Source organism: Okeania sp. KiyG1, assembly GCF_014132355.1.
Classification (GTDB): Bacteria; Cyanobacteriota; Cyanobacteriia; order Cyanobacteriales; family Microcoleaceae; genus Okeania.
In genome coordinates this window covers 91,550-108,310 of sequence record NZ_BLZO01000053.1, presented here as the reverse complement: position 1 = coordinate 108,310, position 16,761 = coordinate 91,550, and the positions used below count along the sequence as shown (strand labels likewise).

Genomic DNA, 16,761 nt, shown 5'->3' with positions numbered 1-16,761 from the left:
CCGATCAAGGGGAGGCTTCAAGGCGCGAATTATTTAATTATTAATTATTAATTATTAATTATTAATAATTCGGTAAAGCAACAGTTTAGACTATCTACTACTGCAAAATTTTCGGCATTTTCAGGAAAAAAATATTAGCATTTTTATACTACAAGAACAAAAAAATGCACTTTTTCAGCAATATTTAACCCTGGAATTATTTAGATTATTTTGAAAAAATAATGTTACGAATAATAAGCGTGATTAAAAGATTTTAAAGGAGATGTCCCTTTGACATCAAAGAGAATTTCCTAGCTCAAAACTGGTATTGAAGTAATTCATTCTGACTCCTGACTCCTGACTCCTGACTCCTAAGAAATATCCTAACTATTTGTAGCAAAAATTTATCAATTTGGTATTACAGGTATTGATTACAATTATATTCAGCAAGCCCTAATTACCTCTTCTTTTCAAGGAGAGGTAATAATTAATTATTTATTGTTGAATTTTCCCCTACTCCCCCGCTTAAGAAAATGTAGCAAACATTTATCAAATTGGTATTAGCTAAAATTCTGGGTAGGCTAATTAGGGTTTGCGCTCAAAAGTCTTTTTTAAGGAGTAGGGGAGTAGGGGAGCGGGGAGTAGGGGAGCGGGGAGTAGGGGAGTAGGGGAGTAGGGGAGAATTTTTTGCCCAACTCTCGCCCAAAATACGCTCTTTCTTTGAGCATGAAGGGCTGAAAACCAAGGTATTTCAGACCTAAAAAATCTAAAACCTTTACCTGTAAATGCTTTGAAATTTATTCAGCAAGCCCTAATTATCAAAAATATTTCAAGTCAAGATTTTGAAGCTTTGGTTTATCCAAAAAATTAAATTATATGCCCTACTACCTAGTTTTTCTCGTAGAACGTGGCACAGTATTATGTAATATTTTTACCAGTTCAATTTCATAGCTATTCTAAAGAAGAAGTATTTAATTTTGAGGTAGTTACTATCAACGACTCTGGCAAAATTATTAACCGTACCCAGGGAAATGCCAGGCAAAAAATAGAAAACTTGGGTAATCATATTCAATGAGAAATGGTTTATATTCCTGCAGGCAGTTTTCTCATGGGGTTGCCCGAAGATAAAGCAGAAAGACACAGTGATGAAAACCCTCAACATTCACTCACCCTTCAACCTTTTTATATGAGTAAATATCCCATTACTCAAAACCAATATCAAACCATTATGGGAGAAAACCCTTCTCACTTTAAAGGAGGAAACCGCCCAGTAGAAACTGTGAACTGGTACAACGCTAAAGAATTTTGTCAAAAGCTATCTCAAAAAACTGACAAAATTTACACACTGCCCAGTGAAAGTCAGTGGGAATATGCCTGTCGTGCTGGGACAACTACTCCCTTCTATTTTGGCGAAACTATAACGTCTGACTTAGTTAATTACCACGGTAATTTTCCTTATGGCAATGCCTCTAAAGGAAAATATCGAGGAGAAACAACTGATGTGGGAAGTTTTCCTCCCAATGCTTTTGGTTTATACAATATGCACGGAAATGTATATGAGTGGTGTCTGGATGTTTGGCATGATAATTATCATAATGCTCCTACTGATGGAAGTGCTTGGGAAAGTGGGGGTAATAGTACTGGAAAAGTGCTCCGTGGCGGTAGCTGGAATTACTATTCTTGGTTTTGCCGGAGTGGGTGTCGCGACTGGGTCAATGGCGACTGCTGTAGCGACTACTGGGGTTTTCGGATTGTCTGGTTTGCCTCTTTGGTTTTTCCTGTTCGTTCCTAAGATTCTTCCCCTTTGTCCTTTTTTCCTATTTTTTCTTCCTTTCCCGAGTTCGGCGGTCGCGATTTTTTTTAGAGATTTAGGAGTTTTGGGAGGGGTGTAGGAAAAAAGATTGCTTCGGGGGTCTTATGGCTAGGCGTGAGAAATTATGGTGAAATATTTCCTCGCAATGACAGCCGAGCTTTGGCTTTTTAATTTAATCCCTAGAAGTAATCTCTAAGCAAAGCTAATAGGGTAGCCAAATACTTATTGTTTTATATTCATGGTTAACCTATTTAGATTTTCCGAACCTACCTTGACTTCCGTAAAAGTAAAGTACCAGCTAATAGGGGTCTGTCTACTTATACTAGGTGAAGTGTTGATAATGTCAGCATCTAGCTCGCGCACCGAAGCAAAATACTCCTACTGCTGAAAAATTGAATTTTAACAAACCACAGGCAAGTTTCTAATACAGATTTCCACCTCATTACCACAAAACGCTCAATCTATCAACCTACCGAAAAATGAGGAGAGAAAAATTAGTCATTCATCGTCAAATAAATTCAGGCGATCGCCTCTAAAAACAACGACACGATAGGTATTTGCAGCCTCAAAATTCTTTTAAGCAACACTTACCCTTGGATTTTACTACCATTTAGAGTATCACACAATCGAGTAAAAGCGCTAAAAATATTGAAACTTCGTTAGCTGATTGGGAAAACTTTTCTCCGATTTTGTCAGAGGTTGATGACAAAATTAAAAATTTTCAAACTAAAAGACTAAAAGCTATAACTAAAACTTACCGAATAATTAAGGTTTAAAGCCTCTCCTTTAAAGGAGAAACAAGCGGTCGTTTGCTTTTGCTTTTGCTTTTGCTTTTGCTTTTGCTTTTGCTTCGCAAAGCTGGCGCAACGCAAAGCTGGCGCAACGCAAAGCTGGCGCAACGCAAAGCTGGCGCAACGCAAAACTGGCGTAACGCAACGCTGTCGCGTTTCGCGTATCTCGGAACGGAGTTCTATCTTCGGAGCGCACCCGTTGGGTGGGATGGCGATCTTCGGAGCGGGTCTGCAAGAACAAGTCTCGGAGCTGTCCCACCATCGACCAAGAGAGAAAATATTTTCCTTTTATTCAATCCTCTTCCTTTTAGGGAAAGGTAATTATCAATTATTCATTATCAATTATCAGTTATTGAGATACCAGCCTAATTTTCGGACATAAGCAGTTTTTTTGATTTACTCATCAAAATTTTTCGGTAAGTGGGAAACTAACTTCTTTGACAGCACTTTTTAGGAAGCGTGAGGTAAAGTTTATTAATTCTCTGTTGCCTTCCGGAGCTGTTGCCTAAAGTCCTAAAATTTTGTACCTCACTAACTCCGAAACTGCTGTAAGAGCTGGAGAGACAAGATACCTGTTTATCAACCCACATTCCGCACCAAAAAATGTAGCAACCGAAGAAGGAGTCAGCAGTCAGGAGAGCTCGAGACAGAATTTTAGAAGAAAATCATAGCTGCCGCGATTGAGTAATCAAATATAGCAAGTATTTATACGTAAATTTTTTACTCGGAATTTGGTGAACGAAAAAAGTAATTGAGATGATTTGCATAGTATAAATACTTACCAAACTACAGATTTATATACTACTTTTAATGATACGCTCTTGAAGTGCGGAATGTGGGTATCAAAATAATATGGGTTTAAAACCCCGCCGGGAAATGGCGAAATATTTTTGGAGAGTTGCTCAAATCCCCGTTACAGAAATAACTTCTGACTTCTGACTTCGTTAAATGCCGATAATTCAACTGAAATATAGTTTTAGTGGTAAGCGAGTTAACGGGACTTTAGCAAAAAAACGCCTTAAAAAAAGCCTTAAACTCTTGCTATGTAATACTTTAACGTCAAAATAGCTTATTTCTTGATATATCTAGATTTTCCTGGGTCATGCTACGCAAAAAGCAATTTTTAGCCTGAGTTTCGTATTTTCCTTGCTACCGTTGAGTTTGAAGCCATTTTCACCGTCAAAAATATCAAAGTCTCGTTAAGCGTGGTTTGTACAAAATTCTCAATTCTTTTCCAAAACTTCCTTCCGCTTCAAAAAAAATCATCCTAAATAATAGACAAGTAATAGAAAGATTGCCCGATCGCTTCCTACTTCCTAACTTCCTATGACTATATATAGTCAAAATATTTAACTTTGTCATTTTCTGAAGCTCAAAAAAATTAGGAGGAGAATGAGGTTGCATCCACTCAAAAACCGCGATAGGATATATATATTGGGGTTCGTTCGCCCCTACGCATGACTTTTTATTCAACTAAAAAAGTGAAACAGATTTTTATTTGCTCTCAAAAATTCCTCCCGACCCTGAATCAGCAGATAAAGCGCGGGACTCCTCTTGAAATTTAAGTTGAACCTAGTCATTTTCTGAAGCTCAAAAAAATTAGGAGGAGAATGAGATTGCATCCACTCAAAAGCCGCGATAGGATATATATATTGGGGGTTGTTCGCCCCTACGCATGACTTTTTATTCAACTAAAAAAGTGAAACAGATTTTTATTTGCTCTCAAAAATTCCTCCCGACCCTGAATCAGCGGATAAAGCGCGGGACTCCTCTTGAAATTTAAGTTGAACCTAGTCATTTTCTGAAGCTCAAAAAAATTAGGAGGAGAATGAGGTTGCATCCACTCAAAAACCGCGATAGGATATATATATTGGGGTTTGCTCGCCCCTACGCATGACTTTTTATTCAACTTAATAAGAAAAAGAGACATGAAAAATAGTTATAAATCTTCAAACCAACCGCACAGCTAAAACTCAAATCAAACAGGCAAATCCTTCCTCGGCTTAAACCTCTCAACCTCCCGTAACTTCTGATAAATCTCCAACTCCTCCTGAGTTGGCTCCTTCGGAGTCACAATCTTAATCTCCACCAACTGGTCCCCACGCTCACCCCTCCCATCAGGATACCCCTTACTCGCAAGCCGCAAACGTTGACCAGAAAAAACCCCCGCCGGCAACTTCATCTTCACCCAACCATCCAAAGTCGGCACCTCAATATCCCCACCCAAAACAGCCTCCACAGGAGTAATAGGCAACTCACAAAAAATATCCGGTCCCTCCAACTGATAAAAATCATGAGGAGCGATCGTAATCTTCAAATACAAATCTCCCCCACCCAGACCTTGATTTTTCAGACGAATTCTTTGACCATTAACCATCGCCATCGGCATATTCACCTCTATCGAACGCCCATCCTCCAAACGTATTTTTTCAACCCCTCCCACATAAGCCTTTTCCAAAGGCAAAGTCAATCTAGCCTCAATATCCTTTTTTATTTCCCGTTTTACTTCCCGTTCTGCTGCCTTATAAGTATTCTTTTTCTGACCAGGACGATAAACATTAGAAGTCTGAGTTTTTGGTACTGTCGAAGCAACTGGAGTTCTAACTTCACGGCGACGACCTAATAGTTGGTCTACAAATGTATTAAAGTCTGAAAAATCACTAACATCTGAATTTTTTTCATTTCTTCGCCCATTTTCATCACGATTATCCCAATTCCTAAAATCAGGAACTCGTATCCCTACCCTACCCCCAATTCCTTTAGGTTTCCAATATCGAATAAACTTATCGTATTCTGTCCGTTTTTCTATATCCGATAAAATATCATAAGCTTCATTAATATCTTTAAATTTTTCTTCTGACTCTTTATCACCAGGATTTACATCTGGATGAAACTGTCGCGCCAGTCTCCTATATGCCTTCTTAATTTCATCCACCGAAGCATCTCTAGAAACATCTAAAATCTGATAATAATTCCGAAAATTTTGCATTTGCTAACTTAAACTTATAAGTTTTAACTATCAATATTTTCTATAACTTTTTGAGGCAAAACGGTAGGATACTTAAGAATTCTTACCGAAAAATTCTGGGTATGCGCCTCCCCTTTTAAGGGGATAAAAAAAGAGAAGATTCCAAATTTCAAGCCTCATTATTGCAAAAGGTACTGTTAACAAAGTTCCGACCACAGGAGGCTAACTGATAACTGAAGTCCGCAGTTGCGACCTTATGAAGCTAACTGTTAGCGTAGCTCCGACCTTATGGGACTAACTGATAACTGAAATGACCTTCTCACTTTTAGAGAAAAATAATAGAAAGTCACTAATTTACCCAGAAAATTCTCCAATCTTCACAACTCATTCACAGTAATAAATTCACTTTTAATTTTAGCCATATCTTGCAACTAAGTACAAAACTACCCCCCGTCAAATCCAAAATTGTTACAACCAATCATCATCATCATTCCAATCATCACTCTGATAATAACGATTAGGTCTAGTCGGTCTGCTATAATTAACTCGATCCGAAGACCTACGATCTATCCTACTATCATAATCATAACGTTCCCTGCGATTGCGGTCTTCTCCAGAAATACTCCGACGTACAGACCCAAAGAAATCATCATCCTCAGATTCAGAAGTATAAATTGAAACTTCACGATTCAGATCGTACAGAGCATCCTGTAAATCAACTCCCACCCGATCAATACCCCGCTCATCATCCCTCTCCAGACTATCCCGTAACTCTCTAATCAACATCTCAATCCGTTGACGACTCCTAGCAGCAAATTGCATACCATAATCTAAGGCCACCTCCCGGAGCTGTCGTTCAGCTTGAAAGGCCAAAGCCTCTGCACGATTACGCTTTTCTACTTGCTCCCTTCTGAGTCGGTCTGTTTCAGCAAATTTTTCAGCATCCCGAATCATCTGATTAATTTCTTGCTGAGTTAAAGTCGATGCCCCTTGAATAGTAATACTTTGAGCCCTACCAGTAGTTTTATCCATTGCAGTCACCTGCAAAATACCATTAGCATCAATATCAAAAGCCACCTGTACCTGTGGCACACCCCGTGGTGCAGGAGGAATACCCGTCAACTTAAATTTTCCCAGAGACTTATTCTCCGCCGCAATTTCTCGTTCTCCCTGAATAACATGAATCTCAACTACAGTCTGGTTATTTTCTGAAGTAGAAAAAATATCAGAACGTCGCACCGGGATAGTAGTATTCCGAGGAATAAGTTTTTTCATCACCCCACCAATAGTTTCTAAGCCAAAAGATAATGGAGAGACATCCAACAACAGCACATCTCGTACATCCCCAGCTAAAATTCCGGCCTGAATAGCCGCTCCCACAGCCACAACTTCATCAGGATTAACCCCTTGATTTGGTTCTATATCTATCAGAGAACGAACTAAATCTTGGACAAAAGGAATCCTAGTTGAACCACCCACTAATACTACTTCATCAATCATAGAAGGATTAATACCTGCATCTTTTAATGCCATTTTTACAGGGCGTCCAATTCTGGGAATTAAATCTCCACAAAGTCCTTCAAATTGAGACCTAGTCAGCCTAGTTTCCAAATGTTTAGGACCATCTTTTGTGGCCGTAATAAAGGGTAAGTTAATCTCCGTCACTCCGACCCCAGATAATTCTATCTTAGCTTTTTCCGCAGCCTCCATCAACCGTTGTAACGCCTGGCGATCGCTCGTTCTTAAATCTATTCCTTCCGTCTCTAGAAATTGTTCTGCCAACCAATTTACTATCCGTTGGTCAAAGTCATTACCCCCTAATTGGGTATCCCCACTCGTGGACTTAACTTCAAATACTCCATCTCCTACCTCTAATATTGATACATCAAATGTACCTCCACCCAAGTCGAAAACCAAAATTACCTGATTCTCTGTATTCTCTAACCCATAAGCCAAAGATGCAGCCGTTGGTTCATTGAGAATTCTTTTGACTTCTAGACCCGCAATTGTCCCTGCATCACGAGTGGCCTGTCTTTGAGAATCATTAAAATAGGCTGGTACGGTAATTACTGCTCCTGTAACTTCTTCTCCCAAATAGCGACTTGCTTCATCTGCCAGCTTCCGTAATATCATTGCTGAGACTTCTTCCGGAGCAAAATCTCGTTTCATCCGAGGACATTTAATTTTGACATTGCCATATTCATCCCGGCGAATTGTATAGGGAACCCGCTTTGACTCTGGAGATAGTTCAGAGTATTTACGTCCAATGTATCGTTTGACCCCGTAGAAAGTGTTCTGAGGGTTCAGAACAGTTTGTCTTCTGGCCATTTGTCCTACTATTCGTTCTCCTTCCTTGGTGAAGCCAACTACAGATGGAGTTGTCCGCATTCCTTCTGAATTAGCTATCACTATAGGTTTTCCGCCTTCCATGACGGAGACTACGGAGTTTGTTGTACCCAGGTCTATGCCGACTACTTTGCCCATGGCTTCGTTTTCTCTATTCTGTCCTTTTGTTGATTATTCTATCCTGTCAAATTTCTTAAGCTTTGAGGATAGCCTCACCGCTCAACTAAACTTACTCAAACTTACTCAAAAACCTGAAAACTTAGTTATTTGTAGTGGATCGACTTACTCTTTTTCCACTAAATTTCGGTTTTGGATCTTCTTGTGTTGGCAAATCATCCCCATCTAAAAAGCTTGAAGGAATAATTAAATATATTTTTGCCTTCTGTCTGCCTATAAACTTGAAAATGGAGTGACATACTCCCACACTAAGCTGACGCGCATTGTGTGGACTTCTCGTTTCGCTGCCCCGGTATCCCGTCGGGCAAGCGCGTGCTTTAAAGATGTCTGGGCCCTACCCCCTATTTTTTATATTTATCGCTGCATTTCCTAGGTTATGCTACGCAAACAAGTCGCGGTCAATCACAACACCACAATGTGGGCAAGAATGAGTTCGTATATTTAATTCTTTATCGACTTTTTCCCCACAGTTTGAGCATTCATGGCTAGTATTTTTGGGGTTCACTGCTATGGTTTTCACCTCCAGCATTTGCCTCCTGGGTCGGAGCTGCGCTAACAGCTTTAACAGTTAAAATATACAGGAATTGACCCCCAAATCGCATCGTTAATTGATTTACTCAAACGAGTCAATGCTTGCCCTTTAATGTTTAAGTTTGCCTCCGGCACGCCGCTCCGCGTCTGGGCGATAACTTCGGATGAGTGATAACAATTCATTGGCTGTTTTAAAATGAAAATCTTTACGTTGATCGGCAACTTTTTTATGTTGTTTAGCTACAGCTTTGACAGCTTTGAGCCTCCTTTTACTTCCTTTTTTCTTTCGAGATCAACGTTTTTGTAGAGTCTTTAATCTCTGCTGAGATTTTCGATAGTATTGAGGTATGGGGATAGACTCTCCTTCACTTGTTACTAAGAATTTATTCAGCCCCATATCAATTCCTAGAGTGTTTTTTAATGTAGGTTCAACTTTACTTGTTAAAGCTGGAACTGATTTTTCTTCTAGGGATAAAGTTACATAATAACCATCTGCTTTACGACTCATTGTCACTATTTTAATTTGAAAACCATCAGGTAACGGTCGATGTTGAATCAACTTTATATTGCCTATTTTAGGTAAGTTGATTTTATTTCCTTGAATGCAGTCAAGTTTTATTTGAGCATAACATTCATCTCCGTTCATTAATTGATAATTGATAATGGATAATTGATAATTACCTCGGGTTTTAACCGTTACGGAATTGAATATAAGGAAATATCCTAGCACTTTTTTTCCCGTTAAAAGGGTCGGCTTCAAGGCGCGAATTATTTAATTATTAATTATTAATTATTAATTATTAATTATTCGGTAACGTCCAATTCCATTAAATCTTGGTTTCCCTAATTTATGTCCATTTTTGTCGGCTTTCAACCATCTATCAAAGGCAAGTTTTACCCGTTTTATGCAATCCTGTAACACCTGAGAGTGAATTAGCTTGTCGGAAGGAAACTTGTCTTTAGTATTGACCAAATCTTTTTTGAGAGTAATAATCTGGATGGTCTCTTAGTTGAGGAATTGGCATGCACCTTGGGACAGGCGTTAACAGGGCAGCGATTTTCTGACCACCATGAGAATCTTTCACCCAACCGATAGTTGTACTGCCGACGCAACAATTCCAACAACATTTCTATTGTGGCTAACTGTTCTTTATTAGGCCTTAATTTATATTGGTAGGCAGTCCCCATGGTGGAAAATTTCCTGGGTTATGGCAAGATAATCATACAAGTTTTTCAATCAGGGCAAAAGCTTCTGCTAAGATGTCGGCAAATTGAATGGCCATCTAACCCATTCAATTTGCTGCCGATTCATCCGCAAAATCTGGATATTATGGTGTGAGGCTTCTCGGCGATTCAGCTAAGGTTAATTTTTGTTAGAGGTACAACTACAATCGAGACTTCCTTGCTAAAACCCTCACATATATTGAACTTATAGGATTTGTATTCTGCTCTCTACCCCCTTATGTATTACTTGGCCTTTGTTTTCCATATTATAAATTTAATTTTTTTTAGCGATCGCCTCTGACCCTTAGTCTGTTAATCTTAATCTGTTATTGATATTCAAGAGCAAATTTAAGTATATATTTTAAGTTTTATTAAGATATTTAGATTATATTACTTATTTTGCTGTAACATTACCACACTTGTCTACTTTTTGTCAAAAGTATGTAGAGCAAAAACAAAAAATAACAGATGAGATGTTGCTGAAATTTGTAACAACTTGTAAAGTATTAATAATAATAAAAAAAAGTAAATTGAATTAAAGAGGTTTTTACCAAGTAAATGCGAGTTGCGATCGCGGGAGCGGGACTAGCCGGTCTTTCTTGTGCCAAATATCTAACAGACATGGGTCATACTCCAATAGTCCTAGAAAGAAGGGACGTTCTTGGAGGAAAGGTAGCAGCCTGGAAAGACGAGGAAGGAGACTGGTACGAAACCGGTCTACATATATTTTTTGGAGCCTATCCAAATATGTTGCAGCTATTCAAAGAACTAAATATAGAGGATAGACTGCAATGGAAACAGCATACAATGATTTTTAATCAGCCAGAAAAACCAGGAACATACTCTAGATTTGATTTTCCTGATATTCCAGCACCTTTGAATGGAGTTGTGGCTATTCTCCGCAATAATGATATGCTAACCTGGCCAGAAAAAATTAGATTTGGCATAGGTCTGATTCCAGCTATGCTTCAAGGCCAGGAATATGTAGAAAAAATGGACAGATACACCTTCTCGGAATGGTTGAAAAAACAGAATGTTCCTCCGAGAGTAGAGAAAGAAGTATTCATCGCCATGTCAAAAGCGTTGAATTTTATTGGACCAGAGGAAATATCCTCAACTGTAATTCTCACGGCTCTAAACCGCTTTCTCCAAGAAAAAAATGGCTCTAAAATGGCCTTTTTAGATGGTTCGCCGACAGAGCGATTATGTCAACCTCTGGTAGATTATATTACTAAGGGAGGTGGAGAAGTAGAGTTAAATGCACCGCTCAAAGAATTTTTACTGAACGATGATGGTAAAGTCAATGGATTTCTAATCAGAGGATTAAATGGAGCCGAAGATCGAGTAATAACTGCTGATGCTTATGTATCAGCAATGCCAGTCGATCCCCTAAAAGTAATGTTGCCCAAACCTTGGCAGCAGATGGAATACTTCCAAAAGCTCAATGGTCTTGAAGGTGTACCAGTAATTAATCTACATCTATGGTTTGATCGCAAACTCACAGATATAGACCACTTACTGTTTTCACGCTCACCTCTACTAAGTGTCTATGCAGACATGAGTAACACTTGTCGCGAATATGCTAATCCCGATCGTTCCATGTTGGAATTAGTATTAGCACCCGCCAAAGATTGGATTTCTAAATCCGACCAAGAAATAGTCGCAGCGACAATGGCAGAGTTGGAAAAATTATTTCCCCATCACTTTACAGGAAATTCTCCAGCTAAGTTGTTGAAATCTCACGTTGTCAAAACGCCCCGCTCTGTATATAAAGCTACCTCCGGTCGCCAAGACTGTCGCCCTTCCCAAGTAACACCAATTGCAAATTTCTTCCTTACAGGAGACTATACTATGCAGCGCTATCTAGCCAGCATGGAAGGAGCTGTACTTTCTGGAAAGCTTACAGCGCAGGCAATTACTAAGGCAAGCTCCGCTAACGCTTCTACTAACCTTGAATCTCATGCAAACCTGCAACCAACAACTCCAAAGCCAGCAAAGAATGCTGCAACGGTCTAAATCTTCTCAGCGCATGACTCGTTCATCTCTGGTATCACTAGAAGAGTCTTATGAGCTGTGTCGTCAAGTCACAGCTACCTATTCTAAAACTTTTTACATGGGTACTCAGTTAATGCCAGAAGCTAAACGTAAGGCGATATGGGCAATATATGTCTGGTGTCGTCGTACAGATGAACTGGTCGATGGACCCATGTCAAGTACTACAACTACAGAAACTCTCCAAGAGTGGGAAAAACATCTAGAATCTATCTTTGCTGGCTATCCACTAGAAGATACAGATGTAGCTTTGGTAGATACTCTATCCAGGTTTCCTTTAGACATACAACCATTTCGAGATATGATAGCGGGTCAGCAAATGGATCTTTACCGCAGTCGCTATGAAACATTTGAGGAACTGGAGCTTTACTGTTATCGAGTGGCAGGTACAGTTGGTTTAATGACTATGCCAGTTATGGGAGTCGAGCGATCGAGTTTTACTGCTCCCTGGAATAGAAACCAACAGATGAAATCTCCTACATCAGAGGCGATCGCTTTGGGAATTGCCAATCAACTTACCAATATTCTACGAGATGTAGGAGAAGATGCTCGTCGGGGTCGGATTTACATTCCTCTAGAAGAATTAGCCTTGTTTGATTATACTGAAGAAGATTTATTGAATGGTGTAATTGATCGACGCTGGCGAGAATTAATGAAGTTTCAGATTAATAGGGCACGCAAGTTTTTTATTGATGCAGAAAAAGGTATTAGGCGTTTAAATCCTGATATTCGTTGGCCTGTTTGGTCAGCTTCCATGCTTTACAGTAAAATTTTAGACGCTATTGAGCGCAATCAATATGATGTGTTCAACCGTCGAGCTTACGTTTCTACCCCTCGAAAGTTAGTATGTTTACCCATAGCATTACTTAGATCGAAAGTGTTATAAGTTTTTCTTTTTGAATTTTGGCGTTGGTAATTTGAGGTATGATACCATGTCCAGATAAGAGTGCGATAGAACTCCGTGACCTTTACGCAACCAAAAAACTTTCTCCTTCTACTCGGGGTTTCTTCTTCTTTCTCCCCTCCTGTGAGGGGTTGGGGGTGGGTTGACTCCTGACTCCTGACTTCCCCTCCTGTGAGGGGTTAGGGGTGGGTTGACTCCTGACTCCTAAAGAGTTAGGATTAATATCATACACGCGCTTTACCAACGCCTGAATTTTTTCTTATAACTTATGGTTATTTTGAATCATCTATAACTAATCAACTGAAACCTTTCTTGTCTTAGTTAAAGATTAAACTATCAAAAATTTTGAAAGAGGACTCTCGTTATAATCGTGCTGATTTAACGGCGATTCGGTATTTCAAAGTGGTAAGTTTATTGAGGGGTAAATTACAGCGGTTTTCATTTCAGTAGACCACAGTAGGGGCGAATGGCATTGGCACTTAGACGTTGTATGCAGCGTCCTTACTGTGCTTTTGGTTATGGCGATGTGGTTCATCAATGAGCAAAAGCGCTGTAAGGAAGCATCAGTTACAGTGCTTAATCGCCGTGGGGCACACGGTTAAAGAAAAGCGCACCGCCTGCGCTGAGGTTCCCGAGCGCGTAAAGACAGAGTAAGAAAGCTTGTGGAGATGGTAGTAGCGGGGGTACAACTCAACTTGTTTGATTTGTTACCAAGCTTACGAATCTGGGAAACAAGAATCTCCCGTTATAATTTTTGATTTAACGGTGAGAGTGTCAAAAAAAATAGCCTTTGATTTATTTATTAAATCGAAGGCCTCAAAGTTACTGTATAAACTTAAGATTTTATGGTAAGGGTGCTGTCACACACCCTACTTAATCTTTTGTTTACAAACAGTCTATTAATTATTTGTTTGGCGTTGGTGATTTTCGGTTCTCCTCCCAGGAGGGGAGGGGCGAGGGGTGGGTTGACTCCTAAGTAATTAAGATGAATATCATACACGCTATTCAGCAACGCTGTTTGTTTTTTTAAGAATTAGTGGTAGCTGCTAAACGCTGCTTCAATTCTGCTAACGCATCTGCCCAACGGGGGTCTGGCTGAACTGCTTCATTTCCACTAGAACTAGAAGTACTGCTGGTAGTTTTAGATGCTCCTTTATCCTTTTCACGACGAGACTTTTTAGCCTTGCCACTGCTTTTGTTAGCTGGTTTTGACTCATCCTCAGTCTTTTCTGACTCGTTCTTATTCTTAGAACGGGGCAAAGCCTTTTCAATTTTCAAAGGACTTTCTTTAAACTGATGACCATTGTACTTTTCAATAATTTGGTCAGCTTGTTCATCATTTTTGACTGTGACAAAGCCAAAACCACGACACTTTCCAGTTTTACGGTCTGTGATTAATTTAGCGATCACACTATCACCTTCTTCGGCAAAAACTTCTTGCAGTTCTTGACGTTCCATTACTTCTTTAGGTAGATTACCTATATACAAACGAATTGACATACTAATTTCCTCCAGACTGTGAGTTGCTTAATTACAATAAAACAAAAACTTTGTAAACTGAGGTTGACTGAACACAAACAAAAGAAAGAAGAGGGCACTCGAAAAAACCGATCCTGACTCTGAAGTGCGAAAAACCTGAGACAAATATTACTATTTACTCTTAATAATAAAGTGAAACAATCTCTCATTTTCCAATTTTGTTAACTTTAGCAGATAATCTGATTCGATCGGGTTGTTCTTAAACTTTTTAGTCAAGTAATTTTCGGTCTGACTAAAAATTTATGGGGCTGTTTTTGCCATTCTTTTAAAGCTGCAAAATAACTACTCCAAGCTGAGTCTAATCTTCTGATTATTTGCTGACTAACTTTAGTTGGTAAAGCTTGATAATCATAAGTCTTAGAGACTAGATGATACAGTTGATTAAAACTTAGTTTCTTTTTGTTTTCAAAGAAATATTGGCGCTGGATGGTAATTTGCTAAATTGAACAGATTTTTTGACAAAAAAGCCTTCTGGTCACAAGCTGACCACAAATAATGTGATTTGCTAATAACATGACGTTCAACTAGCTTCATAGCTTAATTGTAGCTGATAACGACTCAATGGATAGACAACTGAAACTTACTCATTTTAGTTTGATAGCTATAGTTATGAGTAAGTTTAATGAACTTTAGAGAAGTTTTCGCTTGCTGCATTTACCGCTCAACTAAACTTACTCAAACTGAACGAGAAGGTCTGAAAGTCTAGTCATTCGTAGTGGATCAACCACTACAGGGTTAAACGGCAAACCCTTTATTCCTTGGTCTAAGACATCAGGAATTACTTTTTTAATAATGTTCAACGACCCATTTACATCTGCATTTAATAATTTATTTTCTCTGGTTTTATACAACCCTCTTGTTACTCTTTTTCCACTAAATTTCGGTTTTTGTTCTCCATATTTCGGTAAATCATCCCCATCTAAACAGCTCGATTGAGATGTATAGGATTCTTCGGTAATTATTACTTTTATTCCTCTTAGTTGGGCTTTATACCTTAACATCTCTATTAACCTATAGTGAGGGATATTCACAAATTGTTGATTGTTCTTTTTCCCTAATTTTATCTCTTGTTTCCAAGTCTGATTCTGCCCAATAATTAAGGTTCCTATTTCATGGTTGATACACCAATCTATTACTCTTTTACTTGCTGTATGGAGATAGTTTTCTACTCGACAATTTCGTTTGTGAGTTAATTTTTTTAACCGATGAGAATTAGTTTGATTGTGGCTATTTAATTGAGATTGTAAATAAGAGCGTTGTTTATTATAAAAGGTGTTAATTGCTTTTAATGGTCTGCCTTTAATCAACAGAGGTGTAGTTCCTGTTTGATTTGTAGTTACAGCTATTAAATTATTTACTCCTAAATCTACTCCTGCTATTTGTTGATTTTCTGTTGTTGACTCCGATTTTTCATATACTATTTCTATGATGTAACAGCTACTTTTGGGGATAATTCTGGTTTCTATTATTTCTGTCTGTGAAGTGTGGATTTTTATTTCACTCATTGACAGATGACAAATTCCTTTTTTTAAGGTTTTTTTGTATATTGATTCATCAGGATAGGGCAGAATATTTCGGCCTTTTGTTTTATGTTTATATTTGGGGATTTTTGGTTTCCCTAAAAATTTATTTGACTGTTTTTGCCACTCTCTTAAAGCCGCAAAATAACTACTCCAAGCTGAGTCTAATCTTCTGATTATTTGCTTACTTACTTTGGTAGGTAAAGCTTGATAATCTTCACTTTTAGATACCTGGTGATACAGTTGATTAAAGCTTAGTTTCTTTTTGTTTTCAAAGAAATGTTGGCGATAATAATAGTTAGCTAAATTGAATAAATTTTTCGACAAAAAGCCTTGTGGTCTATTTCTGACCACAAATAATGTGATTTGGTAATAACATGACGTTCAACTAGCTTCATATCCTAATTGTAGCTGATAACGACTCAATGAATAGACAACTGAGCAAAATTACTCATTTTAGTTTGATAGCTATAATTATGAGTAAGTTTGATGAACTTTAGATAAGTTTTTGCTTTCTGTATTTACCCCTAACTTATAAATATAACTTTAAAGCCTGCTAAGTTCAAGCAATTTAATTGTTGAATAGTATATTTATTTTTAGTATAGTCCATACTGTTGAAGACTAAATCTTAACTTAACAATAATATTTACCTTATTTTCTCAGCAAACCGGAAATGTTCATGTTAGATATTTGATTTTTTAACAGAAAATATTTTATCTGACCAGTATAAACTTATCATAACCATAAGTCAATAATCTACATTTTTTGAAAAATTTGGCTACTAATATTTTCTTACCAAAAATTCGGTTTACACCCCTATCCTCAAAGAAAAGCTTTATATTATCGTCAAGGATAGCTTGAATTTTGTGAGTGTTTTATTAAGATTAAAATTAGGATTGATATACCTAAATCCAAG

Annotated in this window: 13 protein-coding genes; 4 read left to right on the top strand and 9 right to left on the bottom strand. The window is 38.2% G+C overall.

Going from position 1 to position 16,761, the window contains the following annotated elements:
* Positions 1-886: 886 nt before the first annotated feature.
* Together SAGCYANO_RS50190 and SAGCYANO_RS09865 are read left to right on the top strand one after the other, a co-directional pair.
* A complete protein-coding gene (locus tag SAGCYANO_RS50190) occupies positions 887-1,054 on the top strand; it encodes a hypothetical protein (RefSeq protein WP_375339910.1) in 168 nt (55 codons plus the stop codon).
* A gap of 3 nt (positions 1,055-1,057) precedes the next feature.
* The gene (locus tag SAGCYANO_RS09865; protein WP_375339909.1) at positions 1,058-1,771 is read left to right on the top strand and encodes a formylglycine-generating enzyme family protein; all 714 of its coding nucleotides are present in this window, start codon (positions 1,058-1,060) and stop codon (positions 1,769-1,771) included.
* 807 nt (positions 1,772-2,578) lie between these two features.
* Here SAGCYANO_RS09865 and SAGCYANO_RS09860 read toward each other — a convergent pair.
* The 7 genes from SAGCYANO_RS09860 to SAGCYANO_RS09830 all read right to left on the bottom strand — a co-directional run bounded on the left by SAGCYANO_RS09860 (position 2,579) and on the right by SAGCYANO_RS09830 (position 9,793).
* Positions 2,579-2,728, bottom strand: coding sequence for a hypothetical protein (locus SAGCYANO_RS09860; RefSeq protein WP_202219911.1), 150 nt, complete (start codon positions 2,726-2,728; stop codon positions 2,579-2,581).
* 1,833 nt (positions 2,729-4,561) lie between these two features.
* Positions 4,562-5,572 (bottom strand): DnaJ C-terminal domain-containing protein, encoded by a 1,011-nt coding sequence (locus SAGCYANO_RS09855; RefSeq protein WP_202219910.1) that lies wholly within the window; start codon positions 5,570-5,572, stop codon positions 4,562-4,564.
* 447 nt (positions 5,573-6,019) lie between these two features.
* Positions 6,020-8,035 carry a molecular chaperone DnaK gene (dnaK, locus tag SAGCYANO_RS09850; RefSeq protein WP_202219909.1) on the bottom strand — a complete coding sequence of 672 codons (2,016 nt, stop codon included), beginning with the start codon at positions 8,033-8,035 and terminating at the stop codon, positions 6,020-6,022.
* 418 nt (positions 8,036-8,453) lie between these two features.
* Complete coding sequence (locus SAGCYANO_RS09845; RefSeq protein ID WP_255502519.1) at positions 8,454-8,633, bottom strand: transposase; 180 nt, start codon at positions 8,631-8,633, stop codon at positions 8,454-8,456.
* A gap of 264 nt (positions 8,634-8,897) precedes the next feature.
* Complete coding sequence (locus SAGCYANO_RS09835; protein WP_202219906.1) at positions 8,898-9,251, bottom strand: transposase; 354 nt, start codon at positions 9,249-9,251, stop codon at positions 8,898-8,900.
* A gap of 147 nt (positions 9,252-9,398) precedes the next feature.
* Positions 9,399-9,578: a hypothetical protein gene (locus SAGCYANO_RS44490; RefSeq protein WP_237396032.1), complete on the bottom strand. Its 180-nt coding sequence runs from the start codon at positions 9,576-9,578 to the stop codon at positions 9,399-9,401.
* A complete protein-coding gene (locus SAGCYANO_RS09830; protein WP_202219905.1) occupies positions 9,539-9,793 on the bottom strand; it encodes a helix-turn-helix domain-containing protein in 255 nt (84 codons plus the stop codon). The genes SAGCYANO_RS44490 and SAGCYANO_RS09830 overlap by 40 nt, the downstream gene beginning before the upstream one ends.
* A 594-nt stretch (positions 9,794-10,387) precedes the next feature.
* Between SAGCYANO_RS09830 and pds the strand changes: the two genes are divergently transcribed.
* Together pds and crtB are read left to right on the top strand one after the other, a co-directional pair.
* Entirely contained in the window at positions 10,388-11,845 is a 1,458-nt protein-coding gene (gene pds / locus SAGCYANO_RS09825) for a 15-cis-phytoene desaturase (protein WP_237396025.1), read from the top strand.
* Positions 11,829-12,767: a 15-cis-phytoene synthase CrtB gene (gene crtB / locus SAGCYANO_RS09820; RefSeq protein ID WP_202219904.1), complete on the top strand. Its 939-nt coding sequence runs from the start codon at positions 11,829-11,831 to the stop codon at positions 12,765-12,767. Before pds ends, crtB begins: the two co-directional genes overlap by 17 nt.
* Before the next feature lie 1,044 nt (positions 12,768-13,811).
* On the opposite strand, the gene SAGCYANO_RS09815 is transcribed toward crtB, so the two are convergent.
* Entirely contained in the window at positions 13,812-14,285 is a 474-nt protein-coding gene (locus tag SAGCYANO_RS09815) for an RNA-binding protein (RefSeq protein WP_202219903.1), read from the bottom strand.
* Between the two features lie 710 nt (positions 14,286-14,995).
* Entirely contained in the window at positions 14,996-16,198 is a 1,203-nt protein-coding gene (locus SAGCYANO_RS09810; RefSeq protein WP_237396023.1) for a transposase, read from the bottom strand.
* Between the last annotated feature and the right edge of the window lie 563 nt (positions 16,199-16,761).

Coding starts and splice junctions, on each gene's coding strand:
- SAGCYANO_RS09865 (WP_375339909.1), top strand. CDS start 1,058: ATGGTTTATATTCCTGCAGGCAGTTTTCTCATGGGGTTGCCCGAAGAT.
- SAGCYANO_RS09855 (WP_202219910.1), bottom strand. CDS start 5,572: ATGCAAAATTTTCGGAATTATTATCAGATTTTAGATGTTTCTAGAGAT.
- dnaK (WP_202219909.1), bottom strand. CDS start 8,035: ATGGGCAAAGTAGTCGGCATAGACCTGGGTACAACAAACTCCGTAGTC.
- SAGCYANO_RS09835 (WP_202219906.1), bottom strand. CDS start 9,251: ATGAACGGAGATGAATGTTATGCTCAAATAAAACTTGACTGCATTCAA.
- SAGCYANO_RS09830 (WP_202219905.1), bottom strand. CDS start 9,793: ATGGGGACTGCCTACCAATATAAATTAAGGCCTAATAAAGAACAGTTA.
- pds (WP_237396025.1), top strand. CDS start 10,388: ATGCGAGTTGCGATCGCGGGAGCGGGACTAGCCGGTCTTTCTTGTGCC.
- crtB (WP_202219904.1), top strand. CDS start 11,829: ATGCTGCAACGGTCTAAATCTTCTCAGCGCATGACTCGTTCATCTCTG.
- SAGCYANO_RS09815 (WP_202219903.1), bottom strand. CDS start 14,285: ATGTCAATTCGTTTGTATATAGGTAATCTACCTAAAGAAGTAATGGAA.